Raw genomic sequence first — 19,908 nt, 5'->3', positions numbered from 1 at the left:
ATAATGCGTATAATAGTACAGAAGTTTGGTGGTACTTCGGTAGCATCACCCGAAGTTAGACAGCTGGTTGTTAAAAAAATAAATAGAGCAAAAGAGCAGGGTTATGCTCCTGTCGTCGTAGTTTCTGCAATGGGGCGTAAAGGCGAAAGCTATGCTACTGATACACTAATTGAAGTCGCGCGGACAGCAAATAAGAATATTGCGGCACGCGAACTTGACCAAATTATGTACTGCGGCGAAATGATTTCCGCAGTTGTTATGGCCGGTACTTTACAAGCCAATGGACTTGATGCTGTTATGCTTACAGGCGGCCAAGCTGGAATTATGACTGACACTAATTTTAATAATGCTCGAATTATGAAAATCGACTCTGCGCATATTATCCGTCTGCTAAAGCAAGGGAAAACCCCTGTTGTTTGCGGTTTTCAGGGAATGAGTGCGGAGGGAGAGCTAACAACACTAGGGCGCGGCGGCAGCGACACGACTGCCTCCGCATTAGGTGGTGCATTAAATGCGGAGTTAATTGAGATTTATACAGACGTAGATGGTATTATGACAGCAGACCCAAGAATCGTCAGCAACGCTAAGATTCTTGATTGTATCAGCTATAGTGAAGTATGCCAGTTAGCTCATCAAGGTGCAAAGGTCATTCATCCACGAGCTGTCGAAATTGCAATGCAGAAAAGTATTCCTTTAGTCGTTAAATCAACATTTTCTGATGCCCCAGGAACTCTAATCACTAATATTAATAAAGGTGATACGGGTGGGACAGCAGTATCAGACCGTATCGCAACAGGTGTAACTTACTTAGCTAATATTGCGCAAATAAAAATAGCTACCAATAACGCTAGCGATGCGAGTTTTAAAGCATTTAAAACAATGGCTGAATCAGGGATTAGCGTAGATTTAATCAACGTTAACCCTGGGCAGATAATGTTTACTATTTCCGAGGACGTTGCTGACAGAGCTACCGACAAATTACTTCAGTTAGGTTTTAAGGTTGATACCGTTTATGATTGTGCAAAGGTATCTGTTGTCGGTGGGGGTATGCGAGAAGTACCTGGTGTTATGGCAAACTTTGTTGAGGCTCTATCTAAAAATAACATTCAAATTCTACAGACCGTTGACTCTCATACGTCGATTTCCGTATTAGTTAAAAAAGCTGATATGCATAAATCCGTTACTGCTTTACACGAGAAATTTAGTTTGTCAAACTAAATTTTTTCTATAGATAATGGAGGGAGAAGTTATGAGGAATTTTGGTCGGGTTATTACAGCTATGGTTACTCCGTTTAACGATGACTATAGTGTTAATTATAAAGCTGCCGCCGATTTAGCTAAGTATTTAATAAATAATGGATCAGACGGTATAGTAGTTGCTGGTAGTACCGGTGAATCGGCAACACTTTCTAGTCCTGAAAAACTTAAACTATTTGAGACTGTACTTGAAGCAGTGGGCGATAAGGCCTATGTCATTGCTGGAACAGGTTCAAATGATACAAGAGCCTCTATCGAACTGACTGTTGAAGCTGAAAAAATTGGGGTTCATGGAGCGATGCTAGTAGGGCCATACTACAATAAACCACCTCAAGAAGGTTATTATCAACACTTCAAAGCTATCGCTAAGGCTACTAAACTACCATTAATACTATATAATGTACCTGGGCGAACTAGCGCAAACATACTTCCTAGTACTATCGTACGTCTTTCTGAAATCGAAAATATTGTTGCCGTAAAGGAAGCTAGTGGTAACTTAGAGCAAGTTTCAGAAATTATACGTAATACTAACAAAGATTTTCTTGTTTATAGTGGCGACGATATTCTGACTTTACCTATCATGACTATCGGAGGTACAGGAGTAATTAGTGTAGCAGCTCATATAATTGGTGTCCGCATGCAAGAAATGATTGCTGCCTATCTTAACGGCAATTTATCAAAAGCACAAGAAATACATCTTGAGCTTATACCGTTTATTAAATCCATGTTTGTTACCACGAACCCAATACCAATTAAAACGGCAGTCAATATAATTGGTCAAAGCGCCGGACCGCTTCGCCTGCCGCTTGTGCCTGCAACTGACTCAGAACTAGCAGTAATTAAAAAGGCCATTAAAGATTTAGGAACCATATAATGAATCAAAAAATAGTCCATCTTTTTTTAGATGGGCTATTTTTTGATTCATTATATGGCGTTCTTTGTTTCGACTTGTTGTAACAATGTTAATAAGATATAATAGGTACAAGGTGTAAGAACGGCTGGTTAAAACTTATCTAAGAGTACTAGTTAAATATACTTCATTCACAGTAGCTGGAGGTGTACTTTTTTTTGTCCAAACAACAACACAAAGTTCAGATTATCCCTTTAGGAGGCTTAGGGGAGATTGGCAAAAATATGACGGTTATCCGATATGGAGACGATATAATTGTCATTGACTGTGGTTTAATGTTTCCTGATGATGATATGCTTGGTATAGACTTAGTTATACCGGATATTACTTACTTACTTGAAAATAAAGATTTAGTTAAGGCCATTGTACTTACTCACGGCCATGAGGACCACATCGGCGCTCTTCCTTATGTGTTAAAACAACTGGATGTACCTGTATATGGAACTAATTTGACTCTAGGGATATTAGCAGGACGGCTAAAAGAAAACAAAATATCCTCAGATAATCTGTTTCCTTTAGCCCCAGGAAATAGCATTGATATCGCTTCATTTAATGTAGGCTTTATTCATGTTAGCCATAGTATAGCTGATGCAGTTGGTATCTTTATTAAAACCCCGATTGGGACAATTGTTCATACGGGTGATTTCAAGCTTGATCAAACCCCAGTCGACTCCAAAGTAACAGATTTTCATAAGTTTGCGGAATTAGGTGATCAAGGCGTACTTTTGCTGCTCGCAGATAGCACTAATGCTGAACATCCCGGCTATACCTTAAGTGAAAGGTCTGTTGGAGTAACTTTTGATGAAACGTTTCGCAATGCTCGAGAACGTATTATAATAGCGACGTTTTCTTCAAATATTCATCGTATACAGCAGGTTATAGATACTGCTTGCAAATATAAGCGTAAAATAGCAATTCTCGGTCGCAGTATGGTGAATGTAGTAAATATAGCATTAGAACTTGGTTACTTATCTATACCCGAAGGCATGTTAATCGATGTTAATGATATTAATAACTATCCCCCCTCAGGCATAGTTATAGTAACAACAGGCAGCCAGGGTGAACCTATGTCGGCTTTAACTAGAATAGCTTTGTCCGACCATCGCAAGGTTGAGATTACCCCTGGTGATACGGTAATAATTTCAGCTACCCCAATTCCTGGGAATGAAAAACTGGTTTCGCGTACTATCGATTTCCTACTTCGCCAAGGTGCTGAAGTAGTCTATGAGAGAGCGTCAGGTGTCCATGTCTCCGGTCACGCAAGTCAAGAAGAACTCAAATTAATACATAATTTAGTTAGGCCTAAATTTTTTATTCCGGTGCATGGTGAATACCGTCACTTAAAAAAACACGCTCAATTAGCTAATGACTTAGGGCTGCCAAGAGAAAACATCTTCATTGCTGAAAACGGTCATGTTCTAGAATTCACTCAAGAAAAAGGCACCATCTCAGGGAAAGTTAGTGCGGGAAACGTACTAGTAGATGGTTTGGGCGTAGGTGATGTTGGTAATATAGTACTCCGAGATCGGCGTCTACTGTCACACGATGGAATTTTAATTATTGTTGTAACAATGGATAAGCAAAGCGGCTCTGTCTTGGCTGGACCAGATATTGTTTCTAGAGGTTTTGTTTATGTACGGGAATCAGAACAACTTATGGAAGATGCTAAAGAGAGAATAATCCAAGCACTGGAAAAGTGTGAGCTTAATAATATAACTGAATGGGCTGCAATAAAGTCAAACTTACGTGATTGTTTGAGTAAGTACCTCTATGAGCGAACGCGCCGCCGCCCGATGATATTGCCAATTATCATGGAAGTATAAATCGAGTTTTAGCTCGATTTTTTACTTTTGAAAAACGGTATGAAACTTCCAACAAAGTCAATACTATAAATAAAGACTAATGTTGGAGGGACTTCAAGAATGATCTATAACGATAATCCAGTTGTCGCACCACCTAGCGTAAATCCCGAGAATCCTCAGGCACCTGGAGAGCAGCCTACTGATGTTCCTAAAAAATCAAGACAGGCTAAAAAATCAACTGTTGTTGAAAATATTCAAGAATTAGGTACAACTGATGTGCCAACTGCTAAAACCAATATACATGTAATGACAATTATAGGACAAATTGAAGGCCACATGGTACTCCCACCGCAAAACAAAACTACTAAGTATGAGCATATCATGCCTCAACTTGTTGCTATTGAGCAAAATCCTGAAATAGAAGGCGTAATGTTGCTTCTTAATACAGTTGGCGGGGACGTCGAAGCTGGCTTAGCTATTGCTGAAATGCTTGCAAGTATGTCAAAACCTACTGTGTCTATTGTTCTAGGTGGTGGCCATAGTATTGGTGCGCCTATAGCTGTTTCTGCGACACACTCATTCATAGTGGAAAGTGCAACTATGACAATTCATCCAATCCGCTTAACTGGGCTTGTCATTGGTGCTCAAAGCTCCTTTGATTATTTGGAAAAAATGCAGGAAAGAGTTAATAAATTTGTTGTTTCTCATTCTCGCATTACTGAAAAGAAATGGAAAGAACTTCTTTATAAGACTGGTGAATTGTCGAGGGATATTGGCACTTCAGTAGTAGGAAAAGACGCTGTTCATTATGGTTTAATTAATGAAATAGGCGGCGTCTCTCAAGCTATGGATAAACTTCAACAACTCATACAAGCTAAGAAGGAACCAAAGGGGCTGAAGCAGTAATGATACTGTGGACAGTTATGCCACTAGAAGCTGTTTTTCCACCAGATGATTTTTCGCCTAATTACGAGGAAGTTGATTATGAAGGAATTCGTCTAATTGTGGAAAAAACATCGAATGAGCAGTGTCGGATTATTCGACTTCTTTCTACGAATCCTCATGATTTTTTACGAAATGAGATACAACCTGGAATGGTTATTAACTTCAAGCAAATTTAGAATATCCCGATTTTTAAATAACAAACAAGCACTTCCAACCGCGAAAGTGCTTGTTTGTTATTTTTAGGCCTCATTATAATAAAGGATTTTGTGTCGATATGTAGAAAAGATTTTTAGAGGTGGTATGAATTGCCTAAGTTTTTATCAGAATTGACACCAGAACTTAAATACGAACTGCTCGGAATTACCTTAATAACTGTAGGTATAATATCATTAGTAAGTTTGTTAGGCTTTAACGCAGGACCGGTCGGAATATTTATCGCAAAAACACAGAAATATCTATTCGGAATCGGGGCTATAGTAGTACCTACTATAGTCATTGCTATTGGCTTACGGTATATCATAACAAGAAAAGTTATAGTATATTCGATAAAGTTTTGGGGAATAGCCCTATTGTACATATTAATACTAGCTATATTTCATCATTTTACTATTTCACAAGGTAAAGAAATTTTACCCGAAAGCTTATTATTGGGCGGTGGATTTACTGGTGGGTTTGTTCTTTTCGCTCTTAGAAAACTTTTCGGCTTTGATGGATCAATCATTATATTATTTGCGCTATCAGTTTGCTCTTTTATAATGGCAACAACATGGTCACTGACATCAGGTTTGCTCAAAGCTAAACATCATGCCATGGAAAGTATTCAATCAGCTAGAGAAACCATAGCTTCAACACGCGAAAGTTTGTTAGTCGAATCTACAGAAAATGAAGCCGATACTAGCGGCAGACAGTCCTTTTTTTATAATCAAGAGCGAGATAGAAATAAGCAAAAACAAAAGGTTTCTTCTGATGCCAGCCTAGACGAAATGCCAAATGCTCCAGTAAAAAATATAAGTATCAGTGAAACAACTTCAACCGACAAAGAAGATAGCCACTCGCTAGTGTATAAACTCCCCCCCATATCTTTGCTGAGTAAACCTAGTAAGGGGAAGCAACCTAAATTATCAAAGGAAATAAATGATAATGCCAGAGTGCTTGAAGAAACATTAGACAACTTTAACGTTAGTGCAAAAATAATCAACGCCTGCAACGGGCCATCTGTTACTCGCTATGAACTAGAACCAGCTCCAGGAGTTAAGGTAAGTAAAATTGTCAATTTAGCTGATGATATTGCCCTTAAACTCGCGGCACCAGGCATACGAATTGAAGCTCCAATTCCCGGAAAAGCTGCTATTGGAATAGAAGTTCCAAATAAAGAACTTTCTGGTGTACAACTGAGAGAAGTCCTTGAGAGCAGTGTATTTCAAGATGCTTCATCAAAACTAACAGTAGCTTTAGGTAAGGATATTGCTGGTCAGCCTATCGTAGCTGACCTTGCGAAAATGCCGCATTTACTTGTAGCAGGCGCCACTGGATCAGGAAAAAGTGTATGTATAAATACTTTGATTACGAGTATATTGTTTAAGGCAACTCCTGATGAGGTTAAATTTGTCTTAATTGATCCTAAAATGGTTGAGCTTTCGAATTTTAACGGAATTCCTCATCTTATGGCACCTGTCGTTACAGATTCAAAAAAAGCTGCGGCCGCTTTAAATTGGGCTGTCCATGAGATGGAGCGCCGCTATGCTGTTTTTGCAGAGGCTGGAGTCCGCGATATAGGTAGATATAATCAGACTATTGATGACTGCAAACTTCCATCAATAGTGGTTATAATTGACGAGCTTGCGGATTTAATGATGGTAGCTCCTGTCGATGTCGAGGACGCAATTTGCCGTCTAGCCCAAAAAGCTAGAGCAGCTGGAATTCACTTAGTTTTAGCAACTCAGCGTCCATCTGTTGATGTTATTACCGGTACAATAAAGGCTAATGTACCTTCTAGAATCTCATTCGCAGTTTCTTCACAGATCGATTCTAGAACAATACTAGATATGACTGGTGCTGAAAAATTACTTGGAAAAGGTGACATGCTATATTACCCTGTAGGTGCACCAAAACCACTTCGAGTTCAAGGCGCATTTATTGCTGATAATGAAGTTGAAGATCTGATTGCTTTTTTAAAAACCCAGGCAAATCCTGATTACAACAATGAAATTACTACTGGTGACTACGAATCCGCATCAGAAGAAAATCAAAATCAGCAAAAATATGAAGACGAACTTCTTGAGACAGCAGTGAATATGGTACTGGAAACTGGACAAGCTTCGGTATCTATGCTTCAAAGAAAATTCCGTATTGGTTATACACGAGCAGCGAGGCTTATTGATACTATGGAGGAAATGAGAATTGTTGGGCCAAACATCGGCAGCAAAGCGCGGGATATTTTAATGACTTCAGAACAGGTAAATAATAGTTATTTCAAAAAATAGCTTATATCAGTTAGTATTTAATGGGTAAAATAGATTAAACATAATAAATTTCGGTTTGGTGAAAAATGCATAAAACTGTTGACTTTGAAAGTAGTAAAACTTTTGATAATCCAATTTATATTGATGTAAGATCTCCTTCAGAGTATTTAAAAGGTCATATCCCTAATTCAGTTAACATTCCAATATTTTCTGACGAAGAACGTGCTTTAGTCGGTACAATATATAAAAATATTGGTAGTGAAGAGGCTAAAGACAAAGGATTAGAGATTGTTTCCACTAAACTCCCTGATATTATTAGACAAATACAATCCCATTATAAAATGGGCAAAAGGCTAATAATTTATTGCTGGCGTGGTGGGATGAGGTCAAAATCAATAGTAAGTATACTCGCAATAATGGGAATAAAATCCTATCAATTAATTGGTGGATATAAAGAATATCGTAATTACGTTTTAAAACAATTGGCTAGTTTTAAAATAAAACCAGAGATCTATGTTCTTTGCGGATCAACTGGTGTTGGCAAAACTAATATTCTCAATCTTTTAAAAAAAATAAATGAACCTATAATTGATATTGAACAATTAGCTAATCACCGTGGTTCAATTTTTGGTCAAATTGGTCTCGGACAGCCAGCTAGTGCTCAAAGTTTTGATTCTTTACTTCTTAATGAGCTAGAACAATTAAATAATAGCCATTATATTATTTTAGAGTCAGAAAGCAAACGAGTTGGTAATGTCTATATCCCTGACATCCTTTATAATGCAATGAAATCTGCTAAACGTATCTTGATTTATGCAGATTTAGAGATTCGAGCTGAACGATTAATTAATGAATATTTTCACCTTAATATGCAAAATACCCAATCCATTGCAGATTGCATAAACTCTTTAAGTAAGCGCTTAGGTGTAAAAAAAACAAAACAGCTTCTTAATTACTTAGAATCCGGAAATATACGACAATGTGCGTTGACACTAATAAATGAATACTATGACCCTCTGTATGGATATGAAAAACAAAATGATGATGAATTTGATTTAGTAGTTTGTTCAAATAATTTGAATGAGGCAGCGAATAAGATTATAAATTATTTACGTAAAACTGGGAGGTAGAACTTATGCAGTCAGTAGGGGATGTTTTGCGCACTGAACGCGAAAAAAAGGGCTTATCAATTAAGGATATAGAGGCTGCAACAAGCATACGGGCTCTATATTTAAGTGCTATTGAAGCAAACGATTTCAAAGTAATTCCCGGTGAAGTTTATGTAAAAGGCTTTATACGCAATTATGCTAATTATTTGGGATTAAGCGGTCCAAACATTGTTGAACTATATCGTCAGCAAAATAACTCAAATCTACAGGTGGCGCCGCAAGCGGCTGCCACGGCCACAGAAATTGTTAGTACGCCAGCAAGTACTCAAGAAGATCCTGAACATAAGAGTAACAACACTAAATGGATTTTACTAGGCCTTGCAATAGCAGCAATTGCTGGAGTTATTTGGTGGATTAGCGCATCAAAGCAAACCACCCCTCAACAAGTACCTCAACAACCTTCACAAAACCAAAATTCAACTTTACCTCCTTCATCACAAGCAGCGCCTACTCCGACTCCAGCGAAATCTGTCACTCCGCAGTCGAAACCAATTTCAGTAACCGCGAAATATAATGAAGAATGCTGGACACAGGTTGTTGCAGACGGGAAAGAAATCTACGAAGGAATTCCATCAAAAAACGATTCATTCACTTGGGAAGCAGATAAGAGTCTAGTGGTAAAAGTTGGTAATGCAGGCGGTGTAGAAATTATACATAATGGTCAATCACTAGGAAAACTCGGAAATAAAGGCGATGTAATTGTAAAATCATTTGCGGCCAATCAATCGAAACAGTAACCAGCAGGAGAAACTATGGAACATTTTTTGCCAATAAGTAAAGAAGATATGCAAGCCCGTGGATGGGAACAGTTAGATTTCCTTTTTATAAGTGGTGATGCTTATGTCGACCATCCAAGTTTTGGACCAGCTATAATATGCCGACTTTTAGAAAAATTAGGCTTTAAAGTAGGAATTATCGCTCAACCGGATTGGCGCACAACTGCTGATTTCAAAAGACTAGGTAAGCCGCGTTTAGGCGTTTTAGTTTCAGCAGGCAACCTAGATTCAATGCTGAATAAATTTACTGCGGCTAAAAAATTCCGGAGTAATGATGATTATTCGGCTGGCGGCAAATCTGGTTATCGCCCAGACCGGGCTACAATTGTATACTGTAATCGTATTCGCGAACTATGGAAGAATATCCCAATAATTGTTGGCGGAATTGAAGCTAGTCTTCGACGTTTCGCACATTATGATTACTGGTCAGACAGTGTTCGCCGATCTATCTTAATTGATAGCAGAGCGGATATTTTGGTTTATGGCATGGGTGAAAAACAGCTCAAAGAAATATCTCTTCAGCTAGCAAGTGGGATAGCTGTATCAGATATTCGAGATGTACAAGGCACATGTTATCGATTAACCTCTCTTGATAGTATTTGGGATTATACAGAAATCCCTGACTTTTCTGATGTTCAAAGTGATAAAAAGAAATTCGCGGAAGCCTTTAAAATTCAATACCAAGAACAGGATCCAATTAGAGGCAAAACGCTCGTTCAAAATCACGGCGAATATTATGTTGTACAAAATAAACCCGCGCTACCTTTGACTACTGCTGAAATGGATGAAATCTATGACTTACCATATAAACGTACCTATCATCCAATTTATGAAAAAGACGGTGGCGTTCCAGCTATTCAAGAAGTTAAATTTAGTCTGGTTAGCCATCGTGGGTGTTTTGGTGGATGTTCATTTTGCGCTATAGTTTCCCACCAAGGACGAATTATCCAAAGCCGAAGCCAAGAATCTATAATAAATGAAGCTAAAATTCTAATAAACATGCCTGACTTTAAAGGTTATATTCACGATGTTGGCGGTCCAACTGCAAATTTTAGAATACCAGCCTGCAAGCATCAGGCTGAACGAGGAGCATGTAAAGGACGTCATTGTCTAGCTCCAGAACCTTGTAAAAATCTAGATACTAACCATAGTGATTACCTTTCTCTTTTGCGAACTTTACGTACATTACCAGGAGTCAAAAAAGTATTTATTCGATCAGGCTTACGTTATGATTACTTAATGACAGCAAAAGATGAAGAGTTTCTACAGGAGCTATGTCAGCATCACGTAAGCGGTCAATTAAAAATTGCACCTGAACATGTTTCCCCAAAGGTTACTAAATTAATGGGTAAGTCTGGCAAAGATGTCTATTTAAGATTTGCTAATGCCTATCAAAGAATAAATAAAGCTATAGGCAAAGAGCAATATTTAGTACCTTATTTTATGTCTAGTCATCCGGGGTGTGGGTTAAAAGAGGCTGTAGAATTAGCAGAATTTATTCGTGATTTAAAATATCATCCCGAACAAGTACAAGATTTTATACCGACTCCAGGCAGCCTATCCACCTGTATGTATTATACGGGTATCAACCCACTCACCAATGAAAAAGTGTATGTTGCTAAAGACCCTCATGAGAAAAAACTCCAACGTGCGCTTATTCAATATAGAAATCCTAGAAATTATCAATTGGTACATGAGGCTCTAATTAAAGCTAATCGCCAAGATTTAATCGGTTTTGAACCAAAATGTCTAATTCGCCCTCCAAAGCAGCAGCTCAATATGTCAGATCATGCTCGCTATAAAAAACAAAGTACAGTCTCTAAGCGAAGAAACAACAGAAACAGTCGTTGAATTTGCTGATAAAGAAAATGCGGCATGCACCTAGCCTTGGCTAAGCGAATCTGTGTTACCATTACTACCTTAAGCGCTATGATTTCTGTTAGAACTAAAAAAACAGGCAGCTAAGCCTGTTTTTTTTCATTAATAAATATATTCTTGCACTCATTCGTGGCTAGATATAACGCGATTAGGCCATGTACCATAATTATAATTACACCTAAAAATATACTATCAAATACTAAAACAACTAACCCCAGCAGTACAAAGATGCTACATAAAAGCAACTCCAGTTGCCGTGCCCAAGGTCTTAACTTTATCAGCCCATATGCAGGTACTAGATATACTGCTGAAGCAATTAACGAAGAGATTATTTCGATGATAGAGTTTTTCACATATGCAACGTAAATTCCGACAATATTCCCGGTACCTATTAAAGTGAGAAATGTAATAATCATCAGCAGCCTAAATGTTAGTTGCTCGTTAAGCCGATAAACAAATTGTTTTAGCATGACGATCGCCCCATTCTAAAATATTTTTCTTTGTTAATGCTTAACCTTTATAATAATTAAATATTTACATATAAATTGCTTTCCATGGTCAAAATAGCACTAAAATTTATTGGGGGAATTTGTGTGATCGATGACCAAGTTCATTTGCAAGCTGCCTTATTATGCGAAGAGGTAACTACTGACCAAAGCGGACGCCATAATATATATAATGAATTCAGTCAATATACAATGGGGTTTTCCCAACCATTCACGGTCTTTACAATATGGCGGGGAAGCAACTCAAAACCACTATATTCTGTTCATGAACTAACTGAAATTATTGCACCTGACGGACGTGTAGTTGCTAGTGGAAAGAATGGACCATTTTCTCTGCCAGATCCAACATATAGACAAGTTAATAGTTTAATGCTTGAAAACATTGATTTTACAACAGAAGGTATTTATGAGTTGAAAATCACTTTATGCGAAGACGATAAGGCAATTATTAAATCATATACTGACGCTATTATGGTCGTTTAATTTGCCACACGGGAAATCCCGTGTTTTTCTATGTACTACAGTATACCATTGTTTTTCTATGTACTACAGTATACCATTGTTTTTCACGGACTTTCCTTGAAAAAAACCATATAATTCTGGCTTTAAAGTTAATTTGGTAGGAATTTTTCCTTGCATTGAGAAAAAATAAATTGTATAGTAATATGTGATTTATTTTTGTAAACGGAGGTAAATAGCAATGCGTCGCTATAAACCCTTATTTTGGGTTACTTTTATAATACTAGTTGTTGTTATAGCAGGCAATAGCTATTTAGCCGGCTATGCTGATAGACGGAATCCCAAGAACATGAAAAGTATTACTGTATATACATCTCTACCAGTTGAACAGGCTGCGGTCTTAGCTCAGGAATATGAAAAGTCTTCCAACCTTCAAGTTAAAATTGTACCACTATCTGAAAAGGATATTATTACCCGCATAAACCTTGAGCAGGAAGACCCGCGAGCGGATATTATTTTAACTTCAAGCACGTTATTAGATTCATTAAAGAAAGATGCTCAACTTTCATCATATACATCAGAACAAACCGATATAGTCTATGAGCGTTTTAAAGAAGAGCACGGTTATTGGACTGGTGTTTGGTATGATCCGATTGTTCTTGCGGCAAATAAGGACTTTATTAAAGGTTTTAATCAAATTCCAACAAAATGGTCTGATCTGACAAAGGATGATCAGGTTCGCATAGGTATAACGGATTTTCTAGCTGCCGATGCTGCAGCCAATTTGTTATTTAGCTTGGTCTCGGCAAATGGAGAAGAGAAAGCCTTTGATTTTCTCAGTAAAATTCATCCTAAGGTTATTCAATATGCCAAATTCTTAGCTACCCCGGTCCGGATGGCTGGTATGGGTGAAGTAGATATTGCTATAGCTGTGCAAAGTGAAAGCATTCGCTATGTCAATGATGGTTTCCCAGTGAATATAATTTATCCTGAAGAAGGAACGGCCTATATTTTAACTGGGGTTGCCATGGTTAAGGGAGCACAGCATGGACCAGAGGCAAAACAATTTATCGACTGGCTGCTGCAAGACTCAGCTCAAGCAGTATTACAGCAAAACAAGTTTTTCTTTATCCCTACTAACCCAGAAATTACTTCTTATAAATCTTATACCAACAAATCTATTGAGTTATTAGATAATAAGTCAGTTACTACCGCAGAAGAAAAGCGATTAATCCTGGATAAATGGGTACAAAATGTACGCTTAAGTTCCAGAAAGCAATAGGAGGAAATTTAATGCTTAAAGCTGGCTTTATTAGCCTAGGCTGTGCTAAAAATCTTGTTGATACTGAGGTTATGCTGGGAAATTTAGCCGCCAATAATATAGAGATAACACCAAATCCGGAAGAAGCAGATATAATAATTGTTAATACTTGCAGCTTTATTGACACAGCTAAAGAGGAATCAATATCTACTATTCTGCAAATGGCTGATTATAAAAAAAACAATTCATGCCGGGCCCTTATAGTAGCTGGGTGCCTTGGACAGCGTTACAGACAGGACTTATTAGACGAGTTGCCTGAAGTTGACGCAATTATAGGAACAGGTGCATGGCACAGAATTATAGAAGCTGTAAATTCAGTCTTAGCTGGAGAAAGAGTTCTAATTATTGGCGAAACCGAAACAATTTATGATGAGAATATGCCGCGAATAACTACCACTCCATCTTATACTGCCTATATCAAAGTTGCAGAAGGCTGTAATAACCGCTGTTCTTATTGTGTAATTCCTATGGTACGCGGCAATTTCCGTAGCCGTTCAATTGAGTCTATCGTTACTGAAGCAACAAATTTAGCAAAACGCGGTATAAAAGAAGTTAATCTGATTGCTCAAGACACTACCAGTTTCGGTTTGGACATTTATGGAAAACCTCGCTTGGCCGATCTGCTAAAAGAACTTGTCAAGATTGACGGATTGAAATGGATTAGACTGCTATACTGCTATCCGAAATTTTTCACAGATGAGATTATTGACTTAATTGCTCGAGAGCCTAAAATTTGCAAATATATTGACATGCCTCTTCAACATGCTCATGACGATATTTTAAAGGCTATGTACCGACGTGACAGCAGAGGTGAAATTGAACAATTACTTGCAAAACTCCGCTCAAAAATCCCTGGGGTAGCAATACGCACTTCATTCATTGTTGGTTTTCCAGGCGAAACTGAAGAACATTATCAATCACTTAGAACCTTCGTCCAAGAACAAAGATTTGATAAGGTGGGAGTCTTTACGTATTCTCGGGAAGAAGATACACCTGCTCACTCAATGGCAAATCAAGTCCCTGAGGAGGTAAAGCAAGAACGTTATCATGATTTGATGGCATTACAATGTCAAATATCTGAAGAATTAAATCAAGACCTGGAAGGCCAAACGCTAGAGGTACTTATAGAAGGCAGAGATCCTGAGCAGGCAAATATATCTTTCGGGCGTTCTTATCGTGAAGCTCCAGATATCGACGGCCAGGTTTATGTCGAGAACGATGAGTTAAGCAAACCTGGTGATATAATTAGTGTAAAAGTAATTCAGGGATTTACGTATGATGTTTTAACTGAAAAACAATAACTTAACAATAAACCGACACGGATTCACTAAAAATATTTATCCGATTATATTACGCGTATATTGCGAAAATAGTAGTGACAGTTGTCCTGCTATTTTTTATTTGCCCTGTGCATACTCTTTATTTAGGCTTCATTGTATATACACTTGCATTAAAGGATTTAACTAAAATTACGCGAATGCATAATTGGGAGGTTTTACTATGATAGTAGAAATAGTAACAACAGGTACTGAATTATTGCTTGGCCAAATTGTTAACACTAATGCACCATATTTAGCACAACAAATGAATAAACTTGGGTTCAATGTTCTATACCAAACTACAGTAGGGGACAATCGCGAACGCATGACACATGTGTTAGAGCATGCGCTATCGCGAGCGGATATTGTAATTACCTCCGGCGGTCTGGGACCAACCCAAGGCGATATAACAAAAGAAGTCACTGCACTGATATTAAACCGCAGTCTTTATTTGCATGAGCCCAGTAAAAATAAGATTAAATGTTTTTTTGCTGAGCGACACGCAAATATGTCTGAAAGCAACTTACGCCAAGCTATGGTACCTGAAGGGTCAATTATACTTTCTAACGAGCGTGGAACTGCTCCTGGTATTATTCTTGAAAATAATAATAAAATAATTATTAACTTACCCGGCCCTCCGAATGAACTAAGTTTTATGTTTGAACATTCTGTTGTCCCGTATTTAAACAATAAATATGGGATGCAAGGGTCTATTATTTCTAAGGTTCTTCGGACATATGGTATTGGAGAATCTGCTCTCGAGGATAAAATCAAGGATTTAATTATAAATCAAACAAATCCAACAATTGCGTTACTTGCCCGCATGGGTGAAGTTGTAATAAGAATTACAGCTAAAGGTAAGAATGAATTAGAAGCTCAAAAGCTAATTGATAGTGTACTGCAAAAAATCGTAAGCCGAGTAGGCGAATACATATTTGATACTGATGATAATAGCATGGAAGTTGTTGCTGGCCGTGAGTTAATTAAAAACAATCTTTCTCTTGCACTGGCCGAATCGTGTACAGGTGGTCTAATTACAAGCCGTCTGACTGATGTTCCTGGCAGTTCTAGCTATATTTGCGGATCGATTGTTTGTTATAGTAACGACGTAAAAGTTCAAGAGCTTAATATTCCACATGAAGTAATCTTAAAATACGGTGCCGTCAGTAATGAAACGGCTACGGCGATGGCTAACAGTATTCGCCGTAAATTTAAAACAGATATCGGGATAGGAGTGACAGGAATTGCCGGTCCAGGAGGTGGCACGGCACAAAAGCCTGTAGGATTAGTTTATATAGCAATAGACGGTCCAATAGGTTTAAGGTGTCATAGCTATCATTTTATTGGTCAACGTACTGATATTAAATTTCGTGCTTCTCAGGCAGCACTTGATATTTTGAGATGCTATATACATGACCTAACATCATAGGAGGATATATAATTTGAAAAAAGACACAGAATTTTTCGGTGATATTCAGCTAAGTAAAAAAATTCTATCTGCTATTACAGAAATGGGTTTTGAAGAGCCATCACCAATCCAAAGCCAAACAATTCCCTTAGTAATTGAAGGACACGACGTTATAGGGCAAGCTCAAACCGGAACAGGTAAAACAGCTGCTTTTGGCATACCAACCCTAGAGAGAATCACAGATAACCGCCAAATACAGGCACTTGTACTTACTCCTACTAGGGAATTGGCTATTCAAATTTCAGAAGAGCTAAGTAAAATAGGTAAATTTAAAAAGATCAAAACACTTCCAATATATGGTGGCCAATCTATTGATCGACAGATTAGAGCTTTAAAATTCGGTGTTCAAGTAGTTATTGGTACCCCAGGACGTTTATTAGACCACGTACGTCGAAATACTATTAAACTTGATACTGTTAAAACTCTTATTCTAGATGAAGCTGATGAAATGCTTGATATGGGATTTATCGAGGATATTGAATCAATTATCCAGAATATTCCTGTCGAAGGCCGCCAGACATTACTTTTTTCAGCTACAATGCCTGCTCCTATTGCAAAGCTAGCTGAAAAGTATATGAATCAACCACGTAAAGTGACCATTAGTAAAGAACAGCTAACCGTCCCATTAATTGATCAATCTTATTACGAGACGCGTGAAAAACTTGAAGGATTATGCCGCATTTTAGATGTAGAAGATATCGGAAGACTAATCATCTTCTGTCGTACTAAAAAAGGTGTTGATGATTTAGTAGCCTCTCTACAAGCACGTGGTTATATGTCAGACGGATTGCATGGGGATTTAAGCCAAGCTCAACGTGACAGAGTTATGAAAAAATTCCGTGAGGGAAAACTTGAAATTCTTGTAGCAACCGATGTTGCAGCACGAGGACTTGACATTGAGCACATTACACATGTAATTAACTATGATATACCGCAAGATCATGAGTCATATGTACATAGAATAGGCCGAACAGGTCGAGCTGGCAAAAAGGGTGTTGCTATTACATTTATTGAACCACGCGAATATCGCCAACTCAAAATAATTGAAAAACTCGCAAAGACACGTATTATCCGTAAACAACTTCCTTCCTCCGCTGATATTCTAGAACGCCAACGTGAAATAATTAAAAATCGTTTAATAGTTACATTGGATCGACGTAGCTTTACTGATTATCATTCAATAATATCTGACCTATCTGCAGACTATGACACTGTAGATATAGCAGCAGCAGCCGTTAAACTCTATCAAGAAGGGTTTAAGGAAAAGGAAGAAGAGCCTGTTACCACTCCTTTAGCAAATACAGGTGGTTCACCTGGTATGGTACGTCTTTTCATGAATGTAGGACGTTCACAAAAAATTCGCCCCGAAGATATTGTTCGCACTATAGCTAATGAAGCAGATATTCCAGGAAATATTATCGGTGTGATTAATATTTACGATAAATTCACATTTGTAGAAGTACCAGAAGATGTTGCAGAACGTGTTATGTCGGTCATGCATAAAAATACAATTAAAGGCTATAAAATTAACGTTGAACCGGCTAAAAGTCGTTGATATAAGCGATTACCGAGTGACACTACATAAGTCTAAGAAAACAAATATTTATATATTAAAAAAGGGCGTTAGCCCTTTTTTTTGTCTAACCCATATTTTTTTGTAAACCGTTCTAGCCTTCCTGTTGTATCAACTATTTTTTGCACTCCTGTAAAGAATGGGTGACACTTCGAGCAAACATCAACTTTCAAAATTTTCTTAGTGGAGCCGGTAATAAAACTATTTCCGCACGCACAGTTTACAACAGTTTCATAATATTTTGGATGAATTTTTTCTTTCATGCTTATCCCTCCTGAAGTATCAGTTAGAACAAACTATGCAGGATAACTTGTATTAATTCATAAATACATAAAAAATTTATTCTATTGACTTTACGAACAAATGTTTGTAAAATAGACTTGTATAAGAGGGGGAGGACGATTATGGATAAGCTAAAAGCATTAGAGAACGCAATGCGCCAAATTGAAAAGGATTTTGGCAAAGGCTCCATCATGAAGCTTGGTGAAGCAGCTGCCAAAATGAATATTGAGGTTATTCCTACAGGAACGCTATCTTTAGATATTGCTCTCGGAATTGGCGGTGTTCCCCGTGGTAGGGTTGTAGAGATATATGGCCCAGAATCTTCAGGTAAAACAACAGTTGCGTTACATATAATTGCTCAAGCCCAAAAAGCTGGCGGAATTGCTGCATTTATCGATGCTGAACATGCTCTTGATCCCGTTTATGCTAAAAATCTTGGAGTTGATATAGAAAATCTGCTTATTTCACAGCCTGATAATGGCGAACAAGCGCTTGAAATAGCGGACGCGCTCGTACGAAGTGGAGCAATTGATGTTGTTGTTGTTGACTCTGTTGCTGCACTAGTTCCTAAAGCCGAAATTGAAGGTGAAATGGGCGACTCTCATGTAGGTCTCCAAGCTCGTCTTATGTCCCAAGCAATGAGGAAGCTAACTGGAATAATCAGCAAATCCCATACTACCGCTATTTTTATAAATCAAATAAGGGAAAAGGTTGGCGTTATGTTCGGGAATCCTGAGACAACTACAGGTGGACGTGCTTTAAAGTTTTACTCGTCTATAAGATTAGATGTTCGTAGAACCGACAGCTTGAAACAAGGTAATGACATTGTCGGCAACCGAACAAAAGTAAAAGTAGTAAAAAACAAGGTATCTCCTCCGTTTAAGCAAGCCGAATTTGATATTATGTATGGTCAGGGAGTTTCACACGAAGGTTGCCTTGTTGATATAGGAACCGATTTAGACATTATCGAAAAAAGCGGCGCTTGGTATTCTTTTGCTGGAACCCGTCTTGGACAAGGCAGAGAAAACGTCAAAGAATTTTTAAAAGAAAACATTAATGTTGCCAATGAAATTGAAAAGAAAATACGCGAAAATTTAATACTAGGCGGAACCTTGAAGGCAGCAGTCATTGCAGATGATGTCGCAGCAGATTAGTAAAGACGTTTTAAAAGCAGCTGTAAATATATTATCTAGAAAACTTTATAGCGAGTATGAGCTTCGCTGTAAATTATCTTCAAAAGGATACACAACAACTTCCATCGATCTTGCTATAAAAGAATTAACAAAGCGCGGCTATATTGATGATGCCGCGCTTTGCGATATTTTGATCAGGAAATACTATACTGCTTCTAAATATAGCCAAAATTATATTATTTTGAAACTTAAGGGACGCGGTTTAGATGAGCATTTAATTGATAGCACTCTTAATAAATATTCCGATTTCGATGAGTTTACTGCGGCGATAAATGCATTAAAAAAACGATATTCTGATCCTGAAACTATAGAAACAGTTAAAGTAACAAGGTATCTTTTGTCAAAAGGTTTTTCGTTTAATACAATAAATACAATTACTTCTAAAAAAATATAGAAAATATTTTAAATATTTTTTTATAAATTCTGGTTAACTTGACACTACTTTCAAAAACAATTACAATTAATCTATCCGATCGTGTAAGAAAGATAGCTTTTTATTGTAAACTTTTAGAAGATTTTGAAACCAATTGCTATAGGGGATCAATTGGGGAAAGACTTTTAAAAGCCGAGTAATTTGCTCGGCTTTAC

At 37.6% G+C, this 19,908-nt stretch carries 18 protein-coding genes; 16 read left to right on the top strand and 2 right to left on the bottom strand.

The annotated features are described in order from the left end of the window. Positions 1-3: 3 nt before the first annotated feature. The 9 genes from dapG to V6C17_RS07695 all read left to right on the top strand — a co-directional run bounded on the left by dapG (position 4) and on the right by V6C17_RS07695 (position 11,172). Positions 4-1,218: an aspartate kinase gene (dapG, locus tag V6C17_RS07735; protein ID WP_333521997.1), complete on the top strand. Its 1,215-nt coding sequence runs from the start codon at positions 4-6 to the stop codon at positions 1,216-1,218. Between the two features lie 31 nt (positions 1,219-1,249). Further along, positions 1,250-2,131: a 4-hydroxy-tetrahydrodipicolinate synthase gene (gene dapA, locus V6C17_RS07730; protein ID WP_333521996.1), complete on the top strand. Its 882-nt coding sequence runs from the start codon at positions 1,250-1,252 to the stop codon at positions 2,129-2,131. A gap of 194 nt (positions 2,132-2,325) precedes the next feature. Beyond that, complete coding sequence (locus V6C17_RS07725; protein WP_333521995.1) at positions 2,326-3,990, top strand: ribonuclease J; 1,665 nt, start codon at positions 2,326-2,328, stop codon at positions 3,988-3,990. A gap of 99 nt (positions 3,991-4,089) precedes the next feature. Then, positions 4,090-4,875: a ClpP family protease gene (locus tag V6C17_RS07720; protein WP_333521994.1), complete on the top strand. Its 786-nt coding sequence runs from the start codon at positions 4,090-4,092 to the stop codon at positions 4,873-4,875. Next, positions 4,875-5,090, top strand: coding sequence for a YlzJ-like family protein (locus tag V6C17_RS07715; RefSeq protein WP_333521993.1), 216 nt, complete (start codon positions 4,875-4,877; stop codon positions 5,088-5,090). Before V6C17_RS07720 ends, V6C17_RS07715 begins: the two co-directional genes overlap by 1 nt. Before the next feature lie 129 nt (positions 5,091-5,219). Continuing rightward, positions 5,220-7,397 carry an FtsK/SpoIIIE family DNA translocase gene (locus tag V6C17_RS07710; protein ID WP_333521992.1) on the top strand — a complete coding sequence of 726 codons (2,178 nt, stop codon included), beginning with the start codon at positions 5,220-5,222 and terminating at the stop codon, positions 7,395-7,397. 65 nt (positions 7,398-7,462) lie between these two features. After that, positions 7,463-8,506, top strand: a complete 1,044-nt coding sequence (mnmH, locus tag V6C17_RS07705) for a tRNA 2-selenouridine(34) synthase MnmH (protein ID WP_333521991.1) — start codon at positions 7,463-7,465, stop codon at positions 8,504-8,506. Positions 8,507-8,511: 5 nt separating this feature from the next. Beyond that, entirely contained in the window at positions 8,512-9,282 is a 771-nt protein-coding gene (locus tag V6C17_RS07700) for a helix-turn-helix domain-containing protein (protein WP_333521990.1), read from the top strand. 15 nt (positions 9,283-9,297) lie between these two features. Next, positions 9,298-11,172, top strand: a complete 1,875-nt coding sequence (locus V6C17_RS07695; protein WP_333521989.1) for a YgiQ family radical SAM protein — start codon at positions 9,298-9,300, stop codon at positions 11,170-11,172. A gap of 110 nt (positions 11,173-11,282) precedes the next feature. Here the strand turns inward: V6C17_RS07695 and V6C17_RS07690 are convergent, their stop codons facing one another. Next, complete coding sequence (locus V6C17_RS07690) at positions 11,283-11,669, bottom strand: hypothetical protein (RefSeq protein WP_333521988.1); 387 nt, start codon at positions 11,667-11,669, stop codon at positions 11,283-11,285. A 123-nt stretch (positions 11,670-11,792) separates the two neighbouring features. Between V6C17_RS07690 and V6C17_RS07685 the strand changes: the two genes are divergently transcribed. The 5 genes from V6C17_RS07685 (at position 11,793) to V6C17_RS07665 (ending at position 17,827) form a co-directional block, all read left to right on the top strand. Continuing rightward, on the top strand, positions 11,793-12,188 hold the full coding sequence (locus V6C17_RS07685) for a DUF6941 family protein (RefSeq protein ID WP_333521987.1): 396 nt from the start codon (positions 11,793-11,795) through the stop codon (positions 12,186-12,188). Between the two features lie 217 nt (positions 12,189-12,405). Then, positions 12,406-13,446 carry an extracellular solute-binding protein gene (locus V6C17_RS07680; RefSeq protein ID WP_333521986.1) on the top strand — a complete coding sequence of 347 codons (1,041 nt, stop codon included), beginning with the start codon at positions 12,406-12,408 and terminating at the stop codon, positions 13,444-13,446. 11 nt (positions 13,447-13,457) lie between these two features. Further along, the gene (gene rimO, locus V6C17_RS07675; protein ID WP_333521985.1) at positions 13,458-14,786 is read left to right on the top strand and encodes a 30S ribosomal protein S12 methylthiotransferase RimO; all 1,329 of its coding nucleotides are present in this window, start codon (positions 13,458-13,460) and stop codon (positions 14,784-14,786) included. 199 nt (positions 14,787-14,985) lie between these two features. Continuing rightward, entirely contained in the window at positions 14,986-16,233 is a 1,248-nt protein-coding gene (locus V6C17_RS07670) for a competence/damage-inducible protein A (protein WP_333521984.1), read from the top strand. A gap of 13 nt (positions 16,234-16,246) precedes the next feature. Further along, a complete protein-coding gene (locus V6C17_RS07665; RefSeq protein ID WP_333521982.1) occupies positions 16,247-17,827 on the top strand; it encodes a DEAD/DEAH box helicase in 1,581 nt (526 codons plus the stop codon). 68 nt (positions 17,828-17,895) lie between these two features. On the opposite strand, the gene rpmE is transcribed toward V6C17_RS07665, so the two are convergent. After that, the gene (gene rpmE / locus V6C17_RS07660; protein WP_333521980.1) at positions 17,896-18,108 is read right to left on the bottom strand and encodes a 50S ribosomal protein L31; all 213 of its coding nucleotides are present in this window, start codon (positions 18,106-18,108) and stop codon (positions 17,896-17,898) included. 141 nt (positions 18,109-18,249) lie between these two features. On the opposite strand from rpmE, the gene recA reads away from it, so the two are divergent. After that, positions 18,250-19,281 (top strand): recombinase RecA, encoded by a 1,032-nt coding sequence (gene recA / locus V6C17_RS07655; RefSeq protein ID WP_333521978.1) that lies wholly within the window; start codon positions 18,250-18,252, stop codon positions 19,279-19,281. Continuing rightward, positions 19,262-19,714, top strand: coding sequence for a regulatory protein RecX (locus tag V6C17_RS07650; protein WP_333522060.1), 453 nt, complete (start codon positions 19,262-19,264; stop codon positions 19,712-19,714). The genes recA and V6C17_RS07650 overlap by 20 nt, the downstream gene beginning before the upstream one ends. Positions 19,715-19,908: the final 194 nt, after the last annotated feature.

Source organism: Dendrosporobacter sp. 1207_IL3150, assembly GCF_036763085.1.
In the GTDB taxonomy this organism is placed as follows: Bacteria; Bacillota; Negativicutes; order DSM-1736; family Dendrosporobacteraceae; genus JBAIYU01.
The sequence above is the reverse complement of the archived record's forward strand: the minus strand, read 5'-3'. Positions and strand labels throughout refer to the sequence as shown.

Coding starts and splice junctions, on each gene's coding strand:
- dapG (WP_333521997.1), top strand. CDS start 4: ATGCGTATAATAGTACAGAAGTTTGGTGGTACTTCGGTAGCATCACCC.
- dapA (WP_333521996.1), top strand. CDS start 1,250: ATGAGGAATTTTGGTCGGGTTATTACAGCTATGGTTACTCCGTTTAAC.
- V6C17_RS07720 (WP_333521994.1), top strand. CDS start 4,090: ATGATCTATAACGATAATCCAGTTGTCGCACCACCTAGCGTAAATCCC.
- V6C17_RS07715 (WP_333521993.1), top strand. CDS start 4,875: ATGATACTGTGGACAGTTATGCCACTAGAAGCTGTTTTTCCACCAGAT.
- mnmH (WP_333521991.1), top strand. CDS start 7,463: ATGCATAAAACTGTTGACTTTGAAAGTAGTAAAACTTTTGATAATCCA.
- V6C17_RS07700 (WP_333521990.1), top strand. CDS start 8,512: ATGCAGTCAGTAGGGGATGTTTTGCGCACTGAACGCGAAAAAAAGGGC.
- V6C17_RS07695 (WP_333521989.1), top strand. CDS start 9,298: ATGGAACATTTTTTGCCAATAAGTAAAGAAGATATGCAAGCCCGTGGA.
- V6C17_RS07690 (WP_333521988.1), bottom strand. CDS start 11,669: ATGCTAAAACAATTTGTTTATCGGCTTAACGAGCAACTAACATTTAGG.
- V6C17_RS07680 (WP_333521986.1), top strand. CDS start 12,406: ATGCGTCGCTATAAACCCTTATTTTGGGTTACTTTTATAATACTAGTT.
- rimO (WP_333521985.1), top strand. CDS start 13,458: ATGCTTAAAGCTGGCTTTATTAGCCTAGGCTGTGCTAAAAATCTTGTT.
- V6C17_RS07670 (WP_333521984.1), top strand. CDS start 14,986: ATGATAGTAGAAATAGTAACAACAGGTACTGAATTATTGCTTGGCCAA.
- rpmE (WP_333521980.1), bottom strand. CDS start 18,108: ATGAAAGAAAAAATTCATCCAAAATATTATGAAACTGTTGTAAACTGT.
- recA (WP_333521978.1), top strand. CDS start 18,250: ATGGATAAGCTAAAAGCATTAGAGAACGCAATGCGCCAAATTGAAAAG.
- V6C17_RS07650 (WP_333522060.1), top strand. CDS start 19,262: ATGATGTCGCAGCAGATTAGTAAAGACGTTTTAAAAGCAGCTGTAAAT.